The following is a 17,107-nucleotide window of genomic DNA, read 5'->3' as shown; positions in this document are numbered from 1 at the left end:
CACCGGTGGTGCCGTGAAGCGGCCCGGAGACTACTCCGCCGGCTCGTCGGGGAAGGCCGTCTGCTGGTGGCCTCCCCGCAGCGTCCCGTCGACGTAGGCGGTCTTGCAGGCGCGACGGGCGATCTTGCCGCTGGAGGTGCGGGGGATGGACCCGGCGGGGACCAGGATCACGTCCTGCGCGGTGACCCCGTGCCTCGCCGAGATCGCCGAGCGGACCGCGTCCGCGATGGGTCCGGGATCCGCCTTCCCCGCTCCGGGGGCGCGCTCGCCCACCACCACGAGGGTCTCCGAGGAGTCATCGGAGGGGATCACGGCGCCGTTACGGGCGTCGATCGGGAGCTGGTTGGCCGGGACGGAGAACGCGGCGACGAAACCCGGGCGCAGCGAGGCGGAGGCGTCCTGCGCGGTGTTCTCGAGGTCCTGCGGGTAGTGGTTGCGTCCGGCGACGATCACGAGGTCCTTGACCCGGCCGGTGATGTACAGCTGGCCGTCCACGTAGGCGCCGAAGTCACCCGTGCGGAGCCACCGCGCGTCGGAGGGGACGGTGCCGAACTCGCGCACCGTCCTCGAGTTCTCCGGGAGCCGCTCCGTGAGCCTGTTCCCGAACGTGGCCTCGGACTCCTCCGGCCGACCCCAGTAGGCCCGCCCGACGTTGGTGCCGTACAGCCAGATCTCCCCGACCCGTCCCTCGGGCAGTTCCCGGCCGGTGCCGTCGTGCTCGCCGGTCGACCCGTCGACACCCGGCTCGACGATCACCGCCCACTGGCTGGGTGCCACGTACCCGCACGCCACCTGCGGGATGGCGTCCTCGTTGCCCTCCACCGCGTCGGGGTCCAGGACGGTCATGACGCCCTTGTTGAGGCCCTCCCGGTCCACGTGGATGACGATCGCCTCGTCGTCCTTGCGGGGCGAGGAGACGAAGAGCGTCGCCTCCGCCATGCCGTAGGAGGGCTTGATGGCGGTCGGCGCCAACCCGTACGGGGCGAACGCCTCGTTGAACGCGCGCATCGAGGCGGGGGTGACCGGTTCGGATCCGTTGATGATGCTGGTGACCCCCGAGAGGTCGAGCGACTCGCCTTCCCGGGGCAGTCCGCGGCGGGCCGCGTGTTCGAACGCGAAGTTGGGGGCGGCGGCGAAGACCCCGTCGCCATCGGACATCGCCCCGAGCTGGGTGACCCACCGCCCGGGCCGCTGCACGAAGGCCCGGGGGCTCATCACGGTGATCGTGGCGCCGCCCATCGCCGGCAGGATCACGGTGAGCAGACCCATGTCGTGGAACAGCGGCAGCCAGGTGACGCCGCGGGAGGCGCGGGTCAGACCCAGCCCGTCGAAGAGCTGCATCACGTTGGTGACGACGTTCCGGTGCGTGATCTCCACGCCGGCGGGGACGCGGGTCGACCCGGAGGTGTACTGCAGGTAGGCGATGTCGTCCGCACCCAGATCGGGCCGGGTCCAGCCCGAGCCCAGCTCGGCCGGGATCGCGTCGACGGCCACCGTCCGGGGCCGCTCCCGGGCCGGCAGGTCGCGGAAGAGCTTGCGGACCCCTGCCGCCGAGTCGGTGGACGTGAGGATGACGGACGGAGTGCAGTCCCCGAGGACCGCGTGGAGTCTGTCGTGATGACCGGGTTCGTCCGGATCGAACAACGGCACGGCGGTGAGACCGGCGTGGATGGCGGCGAAGAACGAGACGATGTAGTCGAGTCCCTGCGGCGCGAGGATGGCCACGCGGTCTCCCCGCTCCGCCACCTGCTGCAGCCGTGCGGCGATGGCGTAGAGCCGGTCACCGAAGTCCGACCACGACAGTTCGGCGACCTCACCCTGCCGCGACGAGGAGTAGTCGATGTAGCGGTAGATCAGCCCGTCCGCCGCGGGGTCCCGTCGTGCTGCGGAGACGTTGGATTCGACGAAGTCGACCAGGGTGGTGCGATCAGGGATGACGATCGCCCCGCTGGCGTCGTGGTACTGCTCGAACTCCACGTTGCTCCGTTCCGAACCGATGACTGGATGGTCGACGTCGCCGACCTCGGACATACCGGGCGACAAGCTTGGTCGATCTTACAGCGTGCCCCTGCGCACATCCGAACTCCGAATCCCTGACCCGGCCAGGCGTGTCGCGCCCATGCACGGTACTCGGTCGGGCCGTCAGTCGTGGGCGATCTCCGGTGCCGCATCGACGAGTTCCCGGACGTGTCCGATGGTCCACTCCGGCACCGTGGTCCCCATGACGACGTCCGGGTTGGTCGCGTACATGGCGTGGATGGCGTTGTTGGCGACGAACTCCTGGAACCGGGCCGCCCCGTCCACCACGTTGAGCGGAGCGTTGCAGATGAGGTCCCGGGAGTCACAGATCTGGGCGGTCCGGTCGTCGAGCGCCCCGAAGCCCCCGGGCCGCGGGCCCGTCATGGTGGCACCCGCGATGAGCTGCGTGAAACCCGTCACCGGTTGGAGCGAGATCTCCATCCCCTGACCGGTCCCCGGCGACAATCCCGGGGACTGACCCTCGCCGGGCAGTCGACGCCCGTCGGCGATGAGGACCGAACCGCGGACGAGCTCCGCCGGGACCGGCCCGTTGCCGGTACCGATCTCGCTGGTGAGATCGCCGGCGATCACCGCCCCCTGGGAGAAGCCGAGCAGGATGTAGGAGGTGTACGGGCAGCGGTCGTGGACCGCGACCAACTCGGCGCGCGCGCGGTCCGTACCCTCGGCCCGGCTCTGGTCGTAGGTGATCTCGTCGGGGCGCTGCGGGTTCCGGAACTGTGCGACGTACGGGACCGTGAAGACCTCCAGGCGCTCGGCGGGGTACTGCTCCCCCAGCGGGTCCGTGATGGTCTTGAGCAGCGCGTTGGGCAGGAACGACGGCGCGTACGGGTCGTCGGTGGGGCTGCTCTCCCAGGTCCCCGGCACGGCGATCATCTGCACGTCGGGGCAGTCCGCGGGCTGGGTCAACTCCGGCTCGGCCGGGCCGGGCAGCGGGCCGTCCGGGCCTGTCGGCAACCCCCGGTCGCCGATCCACCAGCCGATCCCCAGCACCAACAGGACCACCATGACGAGCGCTCCGAGCGAGCACCCGAGACGGCGGCCGCCTCCACGACGCGATCCACGAGCCACGATACGAACTCCTTCCCGGGCGCCCGACACGAGTCCGCGGGCGGCCGACGACAGGTCCAACGCGCCACGGGGCCGCCGGGTTCCGCCGGTGGCGGTGGCACGTGTCACGACTCACCGCCCGAGGCGGCGCGAGCGGCGCCCGTGTGTCAGGGACAGAGCCGTCTCCGGGGCCGAGCAGTGTCAGGGGCAGAGCCGGATCAGGGACACAGCTGCCCGGCCGCCGAGTCCACGACGATCCGGGAGATCTCGTCGACCTCGCGGTCCGAGTACCCGCCGACCGAGATCTGCCCGGCCACGGCGTCGGCGATCGTGGTGGTCTCCCCCGCGGCCCCGCCGGTGGTCCGGATCCGACAGATCGTGTTGCCGGCGGCCACGAGCGAGTCGGACAGTTCCGCGGTCTGGATGTCCTGGGCCTCGAGCGCCGCGAGGTACCCGCGCTCCCGCGCGCCCACGACCGGGGCCGTGTACCCCGGGGCGTCCGAGCCCACCGGTGCCGGCGCCTCGGTGAACCGCCCCGAGTCCTCGGTGGCCGGGACGCGGGCCTGCGAGGTGGCGGCGCCGCCCGGAGGCGGGGCCATCGTCTCGGAGTCGGGGACTCCGGACACCGTCGAGTCGCCTCCGCCGCACGCGGTGAGCATCCCGCCCACCACCACGAGCGCCGCGCCGAGAGCCGCCGCCCTGGCCGTCACGAGATCTCCGCCCGGCCGCCGGTCACCGTGATCCGGCCGCCCTCGAACTCCATGACCTGGCCGTCCCGGGTGGTGCGCAGCGCGCTGGTGGGATAGCCGAGCCGGCCGCGCTCGTAGTCGACCGTGCCCCAAGCATCGAACACCGGACCGCGGGGGATGGCGTGCGCACCGGTGCGCGGCGACCAGTAGATCGCCCCGCCCTGGAAGCGACTGAAGGCGCCGCCACGCGTGGTCAGGGAGATCTCGTCGGTCGTCGGGTACCCGAGTTCCGAGTTCTCCGCGCCGGCCTCCCGGTAGGTGCTCAGGATGGCGCCCTCGACGACCCTGGGGCCCGTGGCGGAGGACCAGTAGACGGTGCCGCCCTGGAATCCCTGGACCACGCCGGGCTTGTTCGGGTTGGTGACCTCGTCGGTGGTCGGGTACCCGAGGTCGCCGCGCTCGGCGCCGCGCTCCTGCCACATCGACCGGATCGCCCCGCGGATCGCGTGCGCCCCGGTGGTCGGCGACCAGTAGATGACCCCGTTCTGGAACTGGGTGAACCGGCCCCTGCCGTCGGGCGTGGTGGTCTCGCCCGAGGTGGGCAGACCCAGCGGGCCGTCAGGTCCGCCCTCGGCCTGGTAGGCGGCGCCGATGGCCCCGAGGACCGAGTGCGCGCCCGTCTGCTGCGACCAGAAGACCCGACCGAAGCGGAAATCGGTGGCCTTGCCGCCCTTGACGTCGTACTCGCCCGTCAGACACGGGCCCAGGCCGGGCTGACGCTCGGCCACCCGGGCGATCTCCCCCTGCGCCGCACACGGGGGCTCGACGTTCTCGATCTCCACGGCTCCCGCGAACTGGGGCCACGCCTGCATCATCTCGAACTGCCAGTACGGCCACGTGTGGGTGCCCGAGGGCCGGAAGTTGGCGGTCACCTCGACGCCGGCCCCCCGGGCCTTGTTGACGAAGGTCTGGGTGGTCATCCGCGACAGCAGTTCGAGCCCGTATCCCGGGAAGTTGGTGGGGATGTCCGGCAGACCCGACGGCTGGTCCCACGGCCCGGTGTTCCCGCTGCCCGCGGACACGTAGACGCTCTGGCCACGGAGCTTGTCCGCGTGGAGCTTGGGGTCCTGCTCCTGCCACCTGGCAGAGCCGAGGGGTCCCCACATGCTCTCCGCCTGGTACCCGCCGGCGTCCTGCATGGCCACCTTGATGGCCTCCGGCATGCCGAAGCTCGTGGTGTCGAGGAAGCCCGAGTAACTCGCCGCGAACTGGAAGTAGTCCGGGTAGCGCTGCGAGAGCATCATCGCGGCAGTGCCGCCCATCGACAGTCCGGCCACGCCGTGCTTGTCGTTCACCCGCCAGTCGCGGGCCAGTAGCGGTGGCAACTCCTCCATGAGGAACGTCTCCCACTGGTAGGCCGAGCCGTTGGCGTCCGCGACCCAGTCCGTGTAGAAACTCGACTCGCCGCCGACGGGGAGCACGATGATCGCGTTCTTGGCGTCGAAGAACTGGGAGATCTTGGTCTCGAGGGTCCACCCGCTGGCGTCGTTGCGCGCCCGCAGGCCGTCGAGCAGAAGCAGCGAGGGGTAGGTGCGTTCCGGCTCGGCGTTCCACCGGGCCGGGAGCATGAGCTGTACCTGGATCGCCTGCTCCATGGCCGGGGACTGCACCCACAGTGCCACCCGGTTGGCCGTCTTCCACTCGACCTTGTCCAGGCGGACTCCGGTCGGGAGGGTCGTCGGCACGCTGAGGGACGGGGAGTCCACCCGGTTCTCGGAAGTCGACCGGGCCGGGTCCTCCTGGCCGGGGCCGGTCTGCGCCGGGGAACCCTGGACCGGGGAGCCCTGTGCGGGAGTCTCCTGACCCGGGGTCACCCGGACCGGGGTCTCCTGGGCGCCCGCAGCCGGCGGGACGATGAGGCCGGAGCCCACCATTCCCACCACGAGTGGGGCCGCCAGGAGGGACGCCCACCGGGTGCGGGGGCTCGCGTGTGCGCTGGGGGTCGCCATGTGAGGTTCTCTTCCTTGCCGCGTCGTCGCCGACCGTCTCGGTGAACGGGCCGCGAGCGCGACCCGGACAGCTTCTGCCCGGGGCCCTGGTCCGTCATCCGCCCGCGGGCTCCCCTCCCGCGGCCGAACCCGGTGGTCACGCAAGCGACCGGGGCCCCGCACGAGAATCTACGCACGGGGCCCCGGTGTGACGGGTGAGGACTCGCTGAGCGGAGCCCGATTCGTCGGCTAACCGGTCGTGATCACCACGCGAAGGCGTTCATCACGGGCAGGATCTGCGCCGAGCGGGCGGCGATCAGGTCGTCGTTCCAGTAGCCCCACCCGTGGATGCCGGTGGTGCGGTAGTCGAACGTGGCCTGGTTGGGCCGGGCGTTGAGCGTGTTCTGGAACGCGATGGTCGATCCGCGCGACAGTCCCTCGAGGATGATGCCGTTGAAGGTGTTGAACACGGCCTGCAGGCTGGAGGGTTGGTCGTACCGGCCGGGGATGGCCGAGCCCGCGGTGACGTACATGGGGATGTCGCGCAGCTTGTCCGCGTTGAGCAGCGGGTCGTTCTGACCCCAGCGCGGCGAGCCCGGCAGGCCCCACATGGCGAACGGGTCGCACTTGCACTGGTCGAACATCGCCAGCGGGATCATCGTGTACATGCCCGGCGCGGTGGGGTTCATGTAGCCGGAGAACACCGAGACCTGCTTGAACTGGTTGCGGTGCTTGGCGGCGAGCATCGCGGCGGCGGACCCGCCCATGGACAGCCCGGCGATGGCGTTGTTGTCCGTGCGCACACCGAAGTGGGCGTTCAGGTACCCGGGCAGCTCGCGGGTCAGGAAGGTCTCGTACTTGTACTCGACGAGGTTGCCGCCCAGGTTGATGGGCCGATCCCAGTCGGAGTAGAAGGAGACCTGGCCGCCGACCGGCATGACCAGGGTGATGTTGTCCTGGAGGAAGATGCGCTGCGCCTGCGCGTCGCGCGTCCACGCGTTCCAGTCGTCCCGCGCGCGCAGGCCGTCGAGGAGGTACAGGCCGGCGTTGCCGCCGAAGCGGGCGGGCTGGACCTGGACCTTGATGTGGCGGTTCATCGCCGGCGACCAGACGTCGCACAGCTGGACCCACGAGGCGACCGGATCCCAGGTGCACCCGGGGCGCAGCCAGTTCCGGAAACCGACCGGGTTCTCGTCGCCGGCGGCCGGCTGGAACGCGGGGGCGAGGTTGGGCGCGTCGCCCGATCCGGCCGATCCTGCTGATCCGGCAGAGCCGAGGCTGGCGGACGAGCCCTGCTCGGTGGCCTGGGCGCCGACGAGGGCCGGAGCGCCGACGACGAGGCCTGCAGCCGTCGCCAGGGCGGTGAGCCCGGCGGCGAACTTGCGCCGGAGGGTGGTCTGGGACATTCGTGGGTTCCTTTGTTCGTTCCTGGTGCCCCCAGTTGACCCGGGGCATCGGTGACGTCCATCGGACCGGCCCCACCAGGGGAGGACCGGAACTGCGACATCGTTACTGTCGCTTATTCTGGGACAGGTGTTACAGGTCGGGGACCTGATCGATCCCCTACTGTTATCGATTCGAGACAACAGTACGGGCCACACTACCGAGTGCCCTGGTACTTCTCCACTTTCTCAGGCATGGGCAACCCGCACCTCTGCACCTCGTATGCAGGGATTCTGTTGATCCGGTACTCGGCGAATGAGAATGCGTTAACCAGGTTGGACCAGCGCTTCTCCAGCGTCAACGGGCCGGAATACGAGTCGATGAGCGCCTCGGTCGCGGGGCAGGTGAGCGCCACCTCGGCCTGGTTGACCCAGTTCACGTCGATCCAGCGCGGGAAGTTGACCGGGTCCTCGACCACCCCGGTGCGCGCGAGCACCCAGTCGTACGGGAGGAACTTGTCGTGCCCGATCCGCCCGTCCTCCATGCGGTCGGTGTGCGCGGCCAGCGGCGAGGCCAGACCCACGGTGTCGTAGACGTCCACGTCGAGCGGGAGGTTCATGCTGGTCATGCCCAGGTTGAGGAACACGACCGTCTTGATGGGGTCGTCGGGGAGTTCGAACGGCTGCAGACCGGGCATCGGGCGGTCGTAGGCCACCACGTCCCACCGGTCCTGGAAGCCCGGGACCGGCAGGAAGACCGCACCCGTGCGGTTGGTCGAGACCTCTCTCACCAGTGCCCTCATGCGCGGGAAGTCGAGGTAGTCGTCCGCGAGGAGCGGATGCCTGTGACCGGTGCGCTGGATGTAGTACTGCCGTTCGTCGACGATCCCCGCGGCGGTGATGGTCTCCGGTTCGTCCCGGAACGGGTCCTGGGCCACCTCGACGGCCACCGCCCACCCGACGACGACGAGCCAGGCACCGGCGACCACCGGGACCGCCACCCGGCGCACGCGGGCGTCGTCCGCCCCGCGGGCGGGTCCGACCGGCAGGGGCACCACGGAGACCGGCAGGAGGAACAGGAACACCGACGGCAGCAGCACCCGCCCGTGCATGAAGTCCCCGCCGACCCGGGTGACGTACGCCAGCATGATGACGGCCACCACGAGGAAGGCGATCGTGACGACCGGGGTCGAGCGGACCCGGCTGCGCAGGCGGAGCAGACCGCCCACCTCGTCGTCGTCCCCACCCGCATCGCCCGAATCCGGGGCGGCAGGGGCCGACCGGCGCACGGCCCACAGCGAGACCAGACCGGCGACCAGGACCACCGCCAGCGGCAGGAGCAGCACATACGGCGACAACAGGTCCCACAGGTACTGGGCCCCCTTGTCCCACTTGGACCCGCCCGCGTCCTTGGCGACGGCCGTCAGCGGATAGGGCAGGGCGTAGTACGACATCCGCCAGATCTGGTAGACCACCGGGACGGTTCCGGCGATGACGACCAGCCAGCCCAGGTGCCGCCACGACTGCCGCGACGCGGCCAGCAGCACCAGGAACACCACCGCCGCCAGCGCCAACTCCGGGCGCACCAACGGACCGAGCCCGGCGATGAACGCCATCGCGGCCGTGCCCACCGCGGGCAGACCGAACCGGTACTCGCGGTGCGGCGCGCGGGCCCACCGCTGCAGTCCGAGCCACATGACGCCGATCCAGCAGATCACCAGCCCCGTCTCCAGGCCCGAGCTCGCGAAGTCCCGGGCGGGCGGCAGCATGATGTAGACCACGACGCCCAGCGGCAACAGCAGCATCGGGCCACCGGCGGGGGCGTGCCGGGTGCCCCGGTACATCACGCGGGTGCCGAGCATCGCGCACGCGACCGCGACCATGCTCAGCGTGAGCGCCAACCCGAGGGCGACCAACTCGAGCCGGTAGCCGACGACCTCGTGCGTGAGGTAGACGAGATAGGTCCACAGGGTGGAGGTGTTGGACTCGACTCGCTCCCCCGCGTTGAACACGGGCCCGTTGCCGGCGATGAGGTTGCGGACCGTGCGCAGGACGATCAGCCCGTCGTCGGCGATCCACCGGCGCTGCCACGCGCCGGCGAGGAACACCGCCACCACCACCACGAGGCCACCCCAGAAGGCCGCCGGCTCGGCCCGGGGCCGCTCGGCGATCCGCTCCGTGATCCGCTCCGTGGTCCGCGACGCCACGGGCGCCGGGGGCCGGTCCGCTGCCGGACGCCCTGCTCCCGGACTCCCCGCCGTCACCTCCGACATCGCACGCCCACCCCGGTCAGGCGAAGGACGGCACGAGGTAGACGCCGATCACGACGGTCAGGACCCACAGCCCGGCCAGGACCTGCAGGACGCGGTCCCCGAGCGCGATGTCCTCGGGCTCGCCGGCCTGGGCGGCGTCGACGTCGACCGCATAGCGCAACACCGCGATGGTGAACGGCACGATCGAGATCTGCAGCCACACGGCCGAGCCGGACGGCTGGGTGGGGTCGGAACCGCGGTCGTACGCCCACAGGGCGTAGCAGAGCACGAGCACCGTCGCCGACAGCGTCCACACGAACCGCAGGTAGGTCGGGGTGTAGCTCTCCAGGGCCTTGCGGATCTTCGCGCCGGTCCTCAGGTGCAGATTCAGTTCGGCGTACCGCTTACCGGCCGCCATGAACAGGGAGCCGAACGCCATGACCAGCAGGAACCACTGCGAGATCTCGACCTCCGCCGCCGCGCCGCCCGCCACCGCGCGGAGCAGGAACCCGGAGGAGACGAACGCGATGTCGAGCACCGGCTGGTGCTTGAGGCCGAAGCAGTACATGAGCTGCAGCACGATGTACACGGCCACGACGATCGCCAGCGCCGGGTGGGTGAACAGCACCGAGATGCTGATCGAGGCGATGATGAGCGCCACCGCCATGCCGTAGGCCAGTCCGACGGGCAGCACCCCGGCCGCGATCGGACGGAACCGCTTGGTGGGGTGCGCGCGGTCCGCCTCGACGTCCATCGCGTCGTTGATCAGGTACACGCTCGAGGCCGCCATGCAGAACGCCACGAAGGCGATGAAGACCGAGAAGAGGACCGAGGTGTCGGTGAGCGTCTGCGAACCGGCCGCGGCGGGCGCCGCGACCACGAGGACGTTCTTGACCCACTGCCGTGGCCGGAGGGCCTTGATCATGCCGTCGAGCAGGTTCTTGGGCGGTGAGCCCTTGGCCTCCTCCTCCGCCTCGGCGAGGTCGATCTCGTTGGCGGTGTGCGGCTCCGCACCGAGGAGGTGGTGATCGCCCCCGCCCCGGGAGGCCGGGACTCCGGTCTGATCGGTCATCGATTCTCCTCGGGGGTCGGGGTGGTGCGCGGTCCGGGCGCGCCGTCACGCAGCGACTCCGGCAGCAGGCGCTGGACGGGGTCCGTGGGCCAGACCGCGCGGGTGAGCGCGGCGCAGCCCGCGCCGACCGCGGCGCCGGCGAACACATCCGAAGGGTAGTGGACGCCCAGGACGAGCCTGGACGCCAGCATGACGGGAACGAGTGCGGGGGCCACGGGGACGCCGCTCACCGCCCCGGCCAACAGGGCGAACGCGGTGGTGGACGTGGCGTGGGAGGACGGGAAGCTGAGCGAGGAGGGCGTGCCCACCCCCACCGCGACGGTGGGGTGATCCGGCCGCCGCCGCCGCACGACCCGCTTGATGACGACGGAGGTGGCGTGCGCACCGAAGCTGCCCACACCGACCATCGCCCACCGGCTCCGGCGGGCGGGGTCGGCCACCACGCCGACCGCCGAGATCGCCATCCAGCCCAGCGCGTGCTCGCCGACATGCGAGAGCGTCACGGCGGCCTCACGCGACCCGGGAACCGCGAGGAGCCGACGCTGGATCCCGGCCAGCAACCGGACCTCACCGGTCGGGACGGGGATCTCCACAGTCGGACCCGTGCCGACGTGGTCGGGGCCGGCCGGCCCGGGTGCGGTCTCAGGCGTCGAAGACACGGCTCCAGGCCTCCTTGGTGACGAGTTCGGTGTGCGCATCACGGTAGCGTCGGCGCATCTCCGGGAACCGGCGGAAGAGCTCCCTGTGCACGGCCACCGACTCCTTGAACAGGGATCCGGCCTGCTCACGGTCTCGCTTGCGGTAGACCACTCCGCGCCCGTCGGCGGTGGTGACCGTGGCGCCGTCGACCCGGCTCAGCGAGTACCAGCGCGCCTCCACGGGCGGGAAGTTGGCCTGGGGCACCTCGTGGTGCGCCTTGTCGTCCCGGCTGAGGGTGTGGACGAGCCCCTTGGACAGGGCGAGGGCCTTGCGGACTGGGCCCCGGGGCTCGGAGTGGATCCCCGCGGGGCCGCCGGAGGGCGCGGGCAGGTCCACGGCCGAGGGGATGACCACGGCGTCGGGGAACTGCGCGCGCATCGCCCGCACCTTGGGCAGGGCGGTCGGCAGCAGGTCGTAGAGCGCCTCCGGACCGCGCAGGAAGTCGCGGATGGCCTCGATCTGGATGGCCACCGTCGAGTACTCGAGGCACACCAGGTGCTTGACCAGCGCCTTGAGGCTGGACTGCATGATGCCCTTGTGGTCGCCGTCGTGGTACAGCGACGCCACCACCAGCCGGTTGCGCAGGTGGAAGTAGGCCTGCCAGTCGATCGCGTCGTCCTTGTCCGACCACGCCATGTGCCAGATCGCCACGCCCGGCATCGACACCGTGGGGTGGCCGGCCCGGCGCGCCCGCAGGCCGTACTCCGCGTCGTCCCACTTGATGAACAAGGGCAGGGGCTGGCCGATCTTCTCCGCGACCACCCGCGGGATGAGGCACATCCACCAGCCGTTGTAGTCCACGTCGATCCGGCGGTGCAGTTCCTTGGGGTTCTCCCGGTCGGTGAGGGGGTACCGGGAGAAGTCGTAGTCGTAGTCCGCGTGCGGGGCGGCGGTCCACATGAAGTCGTGGGCCCCCACCACCTCTCCCATGGTGTGGAGGTGGCTGCGCTCCTGGAGGTTGAGCATCTGGCCGCCGACCAGCATCGGCACGCGTGAGAAACGGGCGAAGGCCAGGGCCCGCAGGATCGAGTCGGGCTCGATCTCGATGTCGTCGTCCATGTACAGGATGTAGGGCGAATCCGTGAGCCGCCGGGCCTCGTACATGATGCGGCTGTAGCCGCCCGAGCCGCCGAGGTTGGGCTGGTCGAAGATCCGCAGGCGCTCGCCCAGGTACTCGGCGGCCTCCGCGAACCCGGGCTCGTCGCGCACCTTGCGGTCGCCCTGGTCCGGCATGAGCACCGCGTCCAGGACCGCGTCCACCTCGGGGTCGGAGGTGAGCGCCCGCAACGCCGCGACCGCGTCCCCGGGGCGGTTGAAGGTCGGGATCCCGACGGTCACCCGGCGGTCGTTGGGGACCTGCACCGACGGATCGGGGGTCCCGTCCGGGCCCGCGTCCGGGCGGGTCGCCGGCGCGTCCACGGCCGAGTACCACCCACCGGCGAGCAACTCGACGTCCGTGTCGGAGGTGAGGTCGAACCAGATCCATCCACCGTCCTCGAACGGGCCCAGGTCGCAGACGAACTCGACCGTCGTGACCCGGTGCGCCCCTGACTCACCCGGCTCGCCCACGACGTCCCCGGTGATCGCGATGCGCGAGCCGTCGATCTTGGACCGATAGAGGTCCACACGGCCGGCGCCGCGGATCGTCAACCGCAGGACCACTTCGCCGAGGATCGTCCAGCGCCGCCAGTACGCCGCCGCGAACGCGTTGAAGTAGGTGGCGAAGGAGACCTCGGAGTCCGCTCCGACGCTCAGAGTGGTGCGACCGGCGGAGTGCGCGCGGCGGGCGTTGGTGGGGGCCTCGGCGAGGTAGAGCGATCTCACGTCCAGCGGTTCGCCGGCCCGGGGCAGGATGACGCGCTGGAGGCACTCCCGACCGAGCGGGTCCGCGAGCCCGGCGACCGACCGCTCGACCTCGTCGACCAGTTCGTGGTGGCCGTGGTGGTGCATATGGATGAGTCCCCGTCCCTAGTCGAAAGCCGGGTCGATCGTACCCGGCGGGCCGGGGCGATCCCTCCCACCACGCGGATCCGGGGGTTCGGCGGCGTGGGCACGCCACGTAGGTTTGTGTCATGCAGCTCTCCGCCACAGCCCGGCCCCGTCCGACCATCCGCACCGCCCTGGGCGTCCTCGCCCTGTCGGTACCCCTGGCGCTCGCCGGGTGCGGCACCGACGACTCTCCCGACGAGGACGCGGCCACCGGCACGACCGCGGGGACGCAGACCGGGGCCGAGCAGTCCGACGGAGGAACGGCCGACGCGATCGAGTGCCCGCCCGCCGAGGGCACCGACGAGCGCGTCACCTCGTTCGACTCCGCCCCGCCGATGTGCCTGACCCCCGGTGCCGACTACTCCGCCGTGATCACCACGGACGCCGGCGTGGTGACCGTGGACCTGCTCGAGGACAAGGCGCCGGAGACGGTGAACAACTTCGTCTTCCTGGCCCGCCACAAGTACTACGAGGGCATCACCTTCCACCGGGTGATCCCCGGCTTCATGATCCAGGGCGGCGACCCTCAGGGCACCGGCAGTGGCGGCCCGGGCTACCAGTTCTCCGACGAGCTCCCCGACGAGGGCGAGTACGAGATCGGCTCGTTGGCCATGGCCAACGCCGGACCGGACACCAACGGCTCCCAGTTCTTCATCGTCACCGGCGACTCCGGGGTCTCCCTGCCGCCGGACTACAGCCTCTTCGGCACCGTCACCGACGGGATGGACGCCGTCACGGCGATCGAGGACGACGGCAGCCCGCAGGGCGCTCCCCGGACGGTGCACACGATCGAGTCGGTCGAGATCGTCGAGGGCTGAGGCGGCCCGGGGGTCAGTAGCCGCTCGACCCGCCGCCACCGGAGAACGAGGCATTGGAGTAGCTGGTGTTGGTGGAACTCGCCGCCTGGGCCGCCTGCACGTCGTGGGCGTGCCAGCTCGAGACCACATAGAACGGCACGAAGCCGTTGTAACCGTAGCCCGCGCGCCAGTCCCGCTCGTACAGTCTCGGCGCGTGGCGGTCACCCGCGTCGTCCGCCGCCTCGACATCCGCCATCTCGCGGGCCCGGATGGCCTCCACCACGAGCCGGTAGTCCACCACGAGCCGGGCGTAGCGGTCCATGAAGTCGGCGGCCTGCGTGTCTCGGGAGAGCTCGTCCGCCCGCGCGTCGAGGGCTTTGGCCTCGGCGGCGAGACGCTCGTCCTCCGTCCCCAGCGCGGCGGCGAGCATGTCCTCGTGGAGCTCCCCGAGCTGGCGGCGGCGCACGTCGGCATCGCCCTGCTCCATACGGAACAGCTGGTCGATGTTCTTCTCCGCCGTCTCCATCTGGTCGACCGTGGTGTGCGCGGTCTCGATGTCGGCGGCCTTCTCGCGGAACTCCGCGTCGGTCGACTCCGGCCGCAGGTCACCGATCCGGCCCATGACGGTGTCCAGCGCCAGGAAGCGGTCCCGCACGTCCGCCCACTGTGACCGCAGTTCGTCGTCGGCCAGCGGGGAGGTGAGCGAGTTGGCGCGGATGTCCAGCCCGGTGAGCTCCCCCGCGACCCGCCCGTACTCGCGGGAGACCCGGTCGTAGCGCTCCCTCGCCGTCGTCGCCTTCTTCTTGCGGCTCGCCGCGACGCCCGCACCGATCGCGCCGGCGCCCACGACCCCGGCGCCGCCGAGGGCCCACGGCAGCCAGGACGGCATGCCCTCGGGTTCCGGTGCCAGGACCGTGGGATCGGCCGCCGCCTGCGCGCCCGCGAGCAGGCCCACCGCGTGGTTCTCGCGGCGCATCGGGTCCTTCATCGCCTCCAGCGAGCCGTCGAGGTGTCGGCCCTCGAAGATGTCGAGCGCCGCGCAGACGTCGTCGCCGCAGTAGATGCCGACCTGACGCGACTCGGTGTCATTGGCCACGATCAGCGTTCCGGGTGACCACTTCTCACGGTCCTCGGAGACGAGGTCCGGCCGCTCGGACTGAGCGTAGCGCTCGGTGGTGTCGTTGAGGTTCTCGTTCCCGTCGTCGAAGACCAGGTACTCGACCCGCTGCACCTGCGGCGGGAACTCGATGCGCTCCGTCTCGGTACGGAGCAGGTCCTGGTCCCCGGGCGAGAGCACTCCGACCTGGTCGGTGATGCCGACGCCCACAGCCGCGGCCTGCGCAGGCGCGGGGGCAGGTGCCGGAGCCTGGGCGCCGGCCGGGGCGAGCGGGAGCAGCATCAGCAGCAGGGCCGCGGCGCCGGACAGCACCACGAGCAGGAGGCGGAGGGGGCGGGACACCGAGCTGGTCATGAGTCCACTCTAGGTGTGGCGCGGTGTCGTCGTCTCCCCCTGAGCGACCACCCGGAGGGGAGCTCGGGCAATGGCCGGGTGTGTTCGCCTCAGCCGATGCCCGCCCGTCCGGAGCGGGTCCGTGGACGGCCGGAGGCAGGTCGGTGATGAACTCGCGGAGCGTCCCGCTAGCCTCGTCCGGTGTTCATCCTGGAAACGATCATCGCGATCACGGTCGCCATGACCACGGCCTTCGGCGGACTGGTCGCGGAGGACCTCATCACCCGCGACGCGGCCTGCACCATCTCGGCGGTGCCGGACCTGTGGTCGCAGGAGTGCACCTCGCCCTCCCGCCTCGCCTGGTTCGTCGGCACCCTGGCCGTGCTCATCGCGGCCATGGCGGTCCGCGCCTGGATGATCGCCCACAACGGCACCCTCTACTACCTGCGGCTGCTCCCCGCCGAGAGCGCGGACCGGATGCGCGCCGCCGTGGACGTGGCCAACGCCCGGAGCCTGGACTTCCGTTCGGCGACCGGCTGGTTCGGCACCGACGGCGACGTGGTGGATCTGCGACGGGCCGTGGACCACGTGTCGGACGAACTCGAGAGGGCGATGAACGACGACGACGACGCGACCGGTTACGTCCTCGCCCCCAACCTGGCGTTCCCCGCCGCGCTGGCCGTGGGGTACGACACCCTCCTGCGCGAGCGCACGCACCTCGCGGAGCTGCCCACCGAGGCCCGCAGACGCCGGTTGCCCGGCGGGGACACGGGGGTGCGGACCGTGTACTTCGACGACGGCGACGACATGTGGGCCGAGCGCCGCTGGCTGTCGCGACGGAGCCGACCTGACTCCGAACTGTCGATGGTCACCCTCGATACCGGGCGACCGGCAGCGACAACCGCGCCCGCGGACCGGACCGCCGTGGGTCGCGTGTGGCTCTCGATCCAGCTCGACGGGGGCGGAGCCGTCCCCGAGGTCGACGCGCAGCATCCACTGCGGGCGACGGCGGACCTCGTCGTCGTCGTTGGTCCCACCGCCACCACCGACGGAGTGGAGACGCTCCGCCCGTGGGCTCTCCCCGCCGGCCGGTGGTACCCGGGCGCGAGCGGCCGGCAGATCGACCGGCGCGCGTTCGCCAGAGTGGTCGAGGAACTCTCCGGTGCGGTCGAGCAGGTGCTCGACGACTACCCCGAGGCCGACGTCCTGCTGTCCGGCCGGATGCCACGGAGTGTCGCGTTCGCGCTCGGTTACGTGATCTCCCAGCGCAAGGACGACCGCATCGAGGGCAAGCGCGCCGCCCACCACCCGACCCGCCCCGACGACACCCGGGCCGAACGCGCCCAGGCCCGCGCGGAGAACGAGGGCCTGAGCTCGCTCAGCCGCTTCTGGACCTCGGTCACCCCGGTACTCGAGCACCTCGGCGAGGCCACGCCGGCCCTGGTGCACGCGGCCCAGCGTGACGAGGCCGTGCGGCGCCTGACCGTCGGGTCCGCCGCCTGAGGGCGGGACCGCCGACCCGCGCTGCCCCGCCGCCTCCGATCCGATGCCCCGCGCCGTCGCATCCGCCGAGTGGTCGCAAATGGACTTCGGCGGCCGCGCGCACCTGGGTGAATTCCAGTGGTCGGTGCAACACGGATCGTGGAGGTCGTGTTGTGACGTTGTCGGTGTTGGTGCATGCCAGGTGCGTGAGGTTGCTGCT

The 17,107-nt window shown here is 71.1% G+C and carries 12 protein-coding genes; 2 read left to right on the top strand and 10 right to left on the bottom strand.

Annotation, left to right across the window (positions count from 1 at the left end; genetic code table 11):
* Window positions 1–30: 30 nt before the first annotated feature.
* From fadD32 to ABIE38_RS09100, 9 genes are all read right to left on the bottom strand, one after another.
* Entirely contained in the window at window positions 31–2,031 is a 2,001-nt protein-coding gene (gene fadD32 / locus ABIE38_RS09140; RefSeq protein ID WP_354055602.1) for a long-chain-fatty-acid--AMP ligase FadD32, read from the bottom strand.
* Between the two features lie 111 nt (window positions 2,032–2,142).
* Complete coding sequence (locus ABIE38_RS09135; RefSeq protein ID WP_095717076.1) at window positions 2,143–3,108, bottom strand: cutinase family protein; 966 nt, start codon at window positions 3,106–3,108, stop codon at window positions 2,143–2,145.
* A gap of 197 nt (window positions 3,109–3,305) precedes the next feature.
* On the bottom strand, window positions 3,306–3,797 hold the full coding sequence (locus ABIE38_RS09130; RefSeq protein WP_354055601.1) for a hypothetical protein: 492 nt from the start codon (window positions 3,795–3,797) through the stop codon (window positions 3,306–3,308).
* Window positions 3,794–5,785 carry an alpha/beta hydrolase-fold protein gene (locus tag ABIE38_RS09125; RefSeq protein WP_354055599.1) on the bottom strand — a complete coding sequence of 664 codons (1,992 nt, stop codon included), beginning with the start codon at window positions 5,783–5,785 and terminating at the stop codon, window positions 3,794–3,796. Before ABIE38_RS09125 ends, ABIE38_RS09130 begins: the two co-directional genes overlap by 4 nt.
* Before the next feature lie 242 nt (window positions 5,786–6,027).
* Window positions 6,028–7,170: an alpha/beta hydrolase gene (locus tag ABIE38_RS09120; RefSeq protein ID WP_354055597.1), complete on the bottom strand. Its 1,143-nt coding sequence runs from the start codon at window positions 7,168–7,170 to the stop codon at window positions 6,028–6,030.
* A gap of 194 nt (window positions 7,171–7,364) precedes the next feature.
* Window positions 7,365–9,419 carry an arabinofuranosyltransferase AftB family protein gene (locus ABIE38_RS09115; RefSeq protein ID WP_354055595.1) on the bottom strand — a complete coding sequence of 685 codons (2,055 nt, stop codon included), beginning with the start codon at window positions 9,417–9,419 and terminating at the stop codon, window positions 7,365–7,367.
* A 16-nt stretch (window positions 9,420–9,435) separates the two neighbouring features.
* On the bottom strand, window positions 9,436–10,470 hold the full coding sequence (locus tag ABIE38_RS09110) for a decaprenyl-phosphate phosphoribosyltransferase (RefSeq protein WP_354055593.1): 1,035 nt from the start codon (window positions 10,468–10,470) through the stop codon (window positions 9,436–9,438).
* A complete protein-coding gene (locus tag ABIE38_RS09105) occupies window positions 10,467–11,129 on the bottom strand; it encodes a phosphatase PAP2 family protein (protein ID WP_354055591.1) in 663 nt (220 codons plus the stop codon). The genes ABIE38_RS09110 and ABIE38_RS09105 overlap by 4 nt, the downstream gene beginning before the upstream one ends.
* A complete protein-coding gene (locus ABIE38_RS09100; RefSeq protein WP_354055589.1) occupies window positions 11,113–13,119 on the bottom strand; it encodes a glycosyltransferase in 2,007 nt (668 codons plus the stop codon). Before ABIE38_RS09100 ends, ABIE38_RS09105 begins: the two co-directional genes overlap by 17 nt.
* Before the next feature lie 122 nt (window positions 13,120–13,241).
* Between ABIE38_RS09100 and ABIE38_RS09095 the strand changes: the two genes are divergently transcribed.
* On the top strand, window positions 13,242–13,976 hold the full coding sequence (locus ABIE38_RS09095) for a peptidylprolyl isomerase (RefSeq protein WP_354055587.1): 735 nt from the start codon (window positions 13,242–13,244) through the stop codon (window positions 13,974–13,976).
* Window positions 13,977–13,989: 13 nt separating this feature from the next.
* Here the strand turns inward: ABIE38_RS09095 and ABIE38_RS09090 are convergent, their stop codons facing one another.
* Window positions 13,990–15,426, bottom strand: coding sequence for a DUF5129 domain-containing protein (locus ABIE38_RS09090; RefSeq protein WP_354055586.1), 1,437 nt, complete (start codon window positions 15,424–15,426; stop codon window positions 13,990–13,992).
* A gap of 180 nt (window positions 15,427–15,606) precedes the next feature.
* Between ABIE38_RS09090 and ABIE38_RS09085 the strand changes: the two genes are divergently transcribed.
* Window positions 15,607–16,908, top strand: coding sequence for a hypothetical protein (locus ABIE38_RS09085; RefSeq protein ID WP_354055584.1), 1,302 nt, complete (start codon window positions 15,607–15,609; stop codon window positions 16,906–16,908).
* Window positions 16,909–17,107 lie beyond the last annotated feature (199 nt).

Origin of the sequence: Dietzia sp. 2505 (assembly GCF_040546785.1) — a bacterium.
In the GTDB taxonomy this organism is placed as follows: Bacteria; Actinomycetota; Actinomycetes; order Mycobacteriales; family Mycobacteriaceae; genus Dietzia.
Note: the sequence above shows the minus strand (reverse complement) of the source record. Positions and strands in the feature narration are given on the sequence as shown.

Excerpts from the sequence above, each read along its gene's own strand:
- ABIE38_RS09090 (WP_354055586.1), bottom strand. The coding sequence starts at position 15,426 with ATGACCAGCTCGGTGTCCCGCCCCCTCCGCCTCCTGCTCGTGGTGCTG.
- fadD32 (WP_354055602.1), bottom strand. The coding sequence starts at position 2,031 with ATGTCCGAGGTCGGCGACGTCGACCATCCAGTCATCGGTTCGGAACGG.
- ABIE38_RS09095 (WP_354055587.1), top strand. The coding sequence starts at position 13,242 with ATGCAGCTCTCCGCCACAGCCCGGCCCCGTCCGACCATCCGCACCGCC.
- ABIE38_RS09110 (WP_354055593.1), bottom strand. The coding sequence starts at position 10,470 with ATGACCGATCAGACCGGAGTCCCGGCCTCCCGGGGCGGGGGCGATCAC.
- ABIE38_RS09115 (WP_354055595.1), bottom strand. The coding sequence starts at position 9,419 with ATGTCGGAGGTGACGGCGGGGAGTCCGGGAGCAGGGCGTCCGGCAGCG.
- ABIE38_RS09100 (WP_354055589.1), bottom strand. The coding sequence starts at position 13,119 with ATGCACCACCACGGCCACCACGAACTGGTCGACGAGGTCGAGCGGTCG.
- ABIE38_RS09125 (WP_354055599.1), bottom strand. The coding sequence starts at position 5,785 with ATGGCGACCCCCAGCGCACACGCGAGCCCCCGCACCCGGTGGGCGTCC.
- ABIE38_RS09120 (WP_354055597.1), bottom strand. The coding sequence starts at position 7,170 with ATGTCCCAGACCACCCTCCGGCGCAAGTTCGCCGCCGGGCTCACCGCC.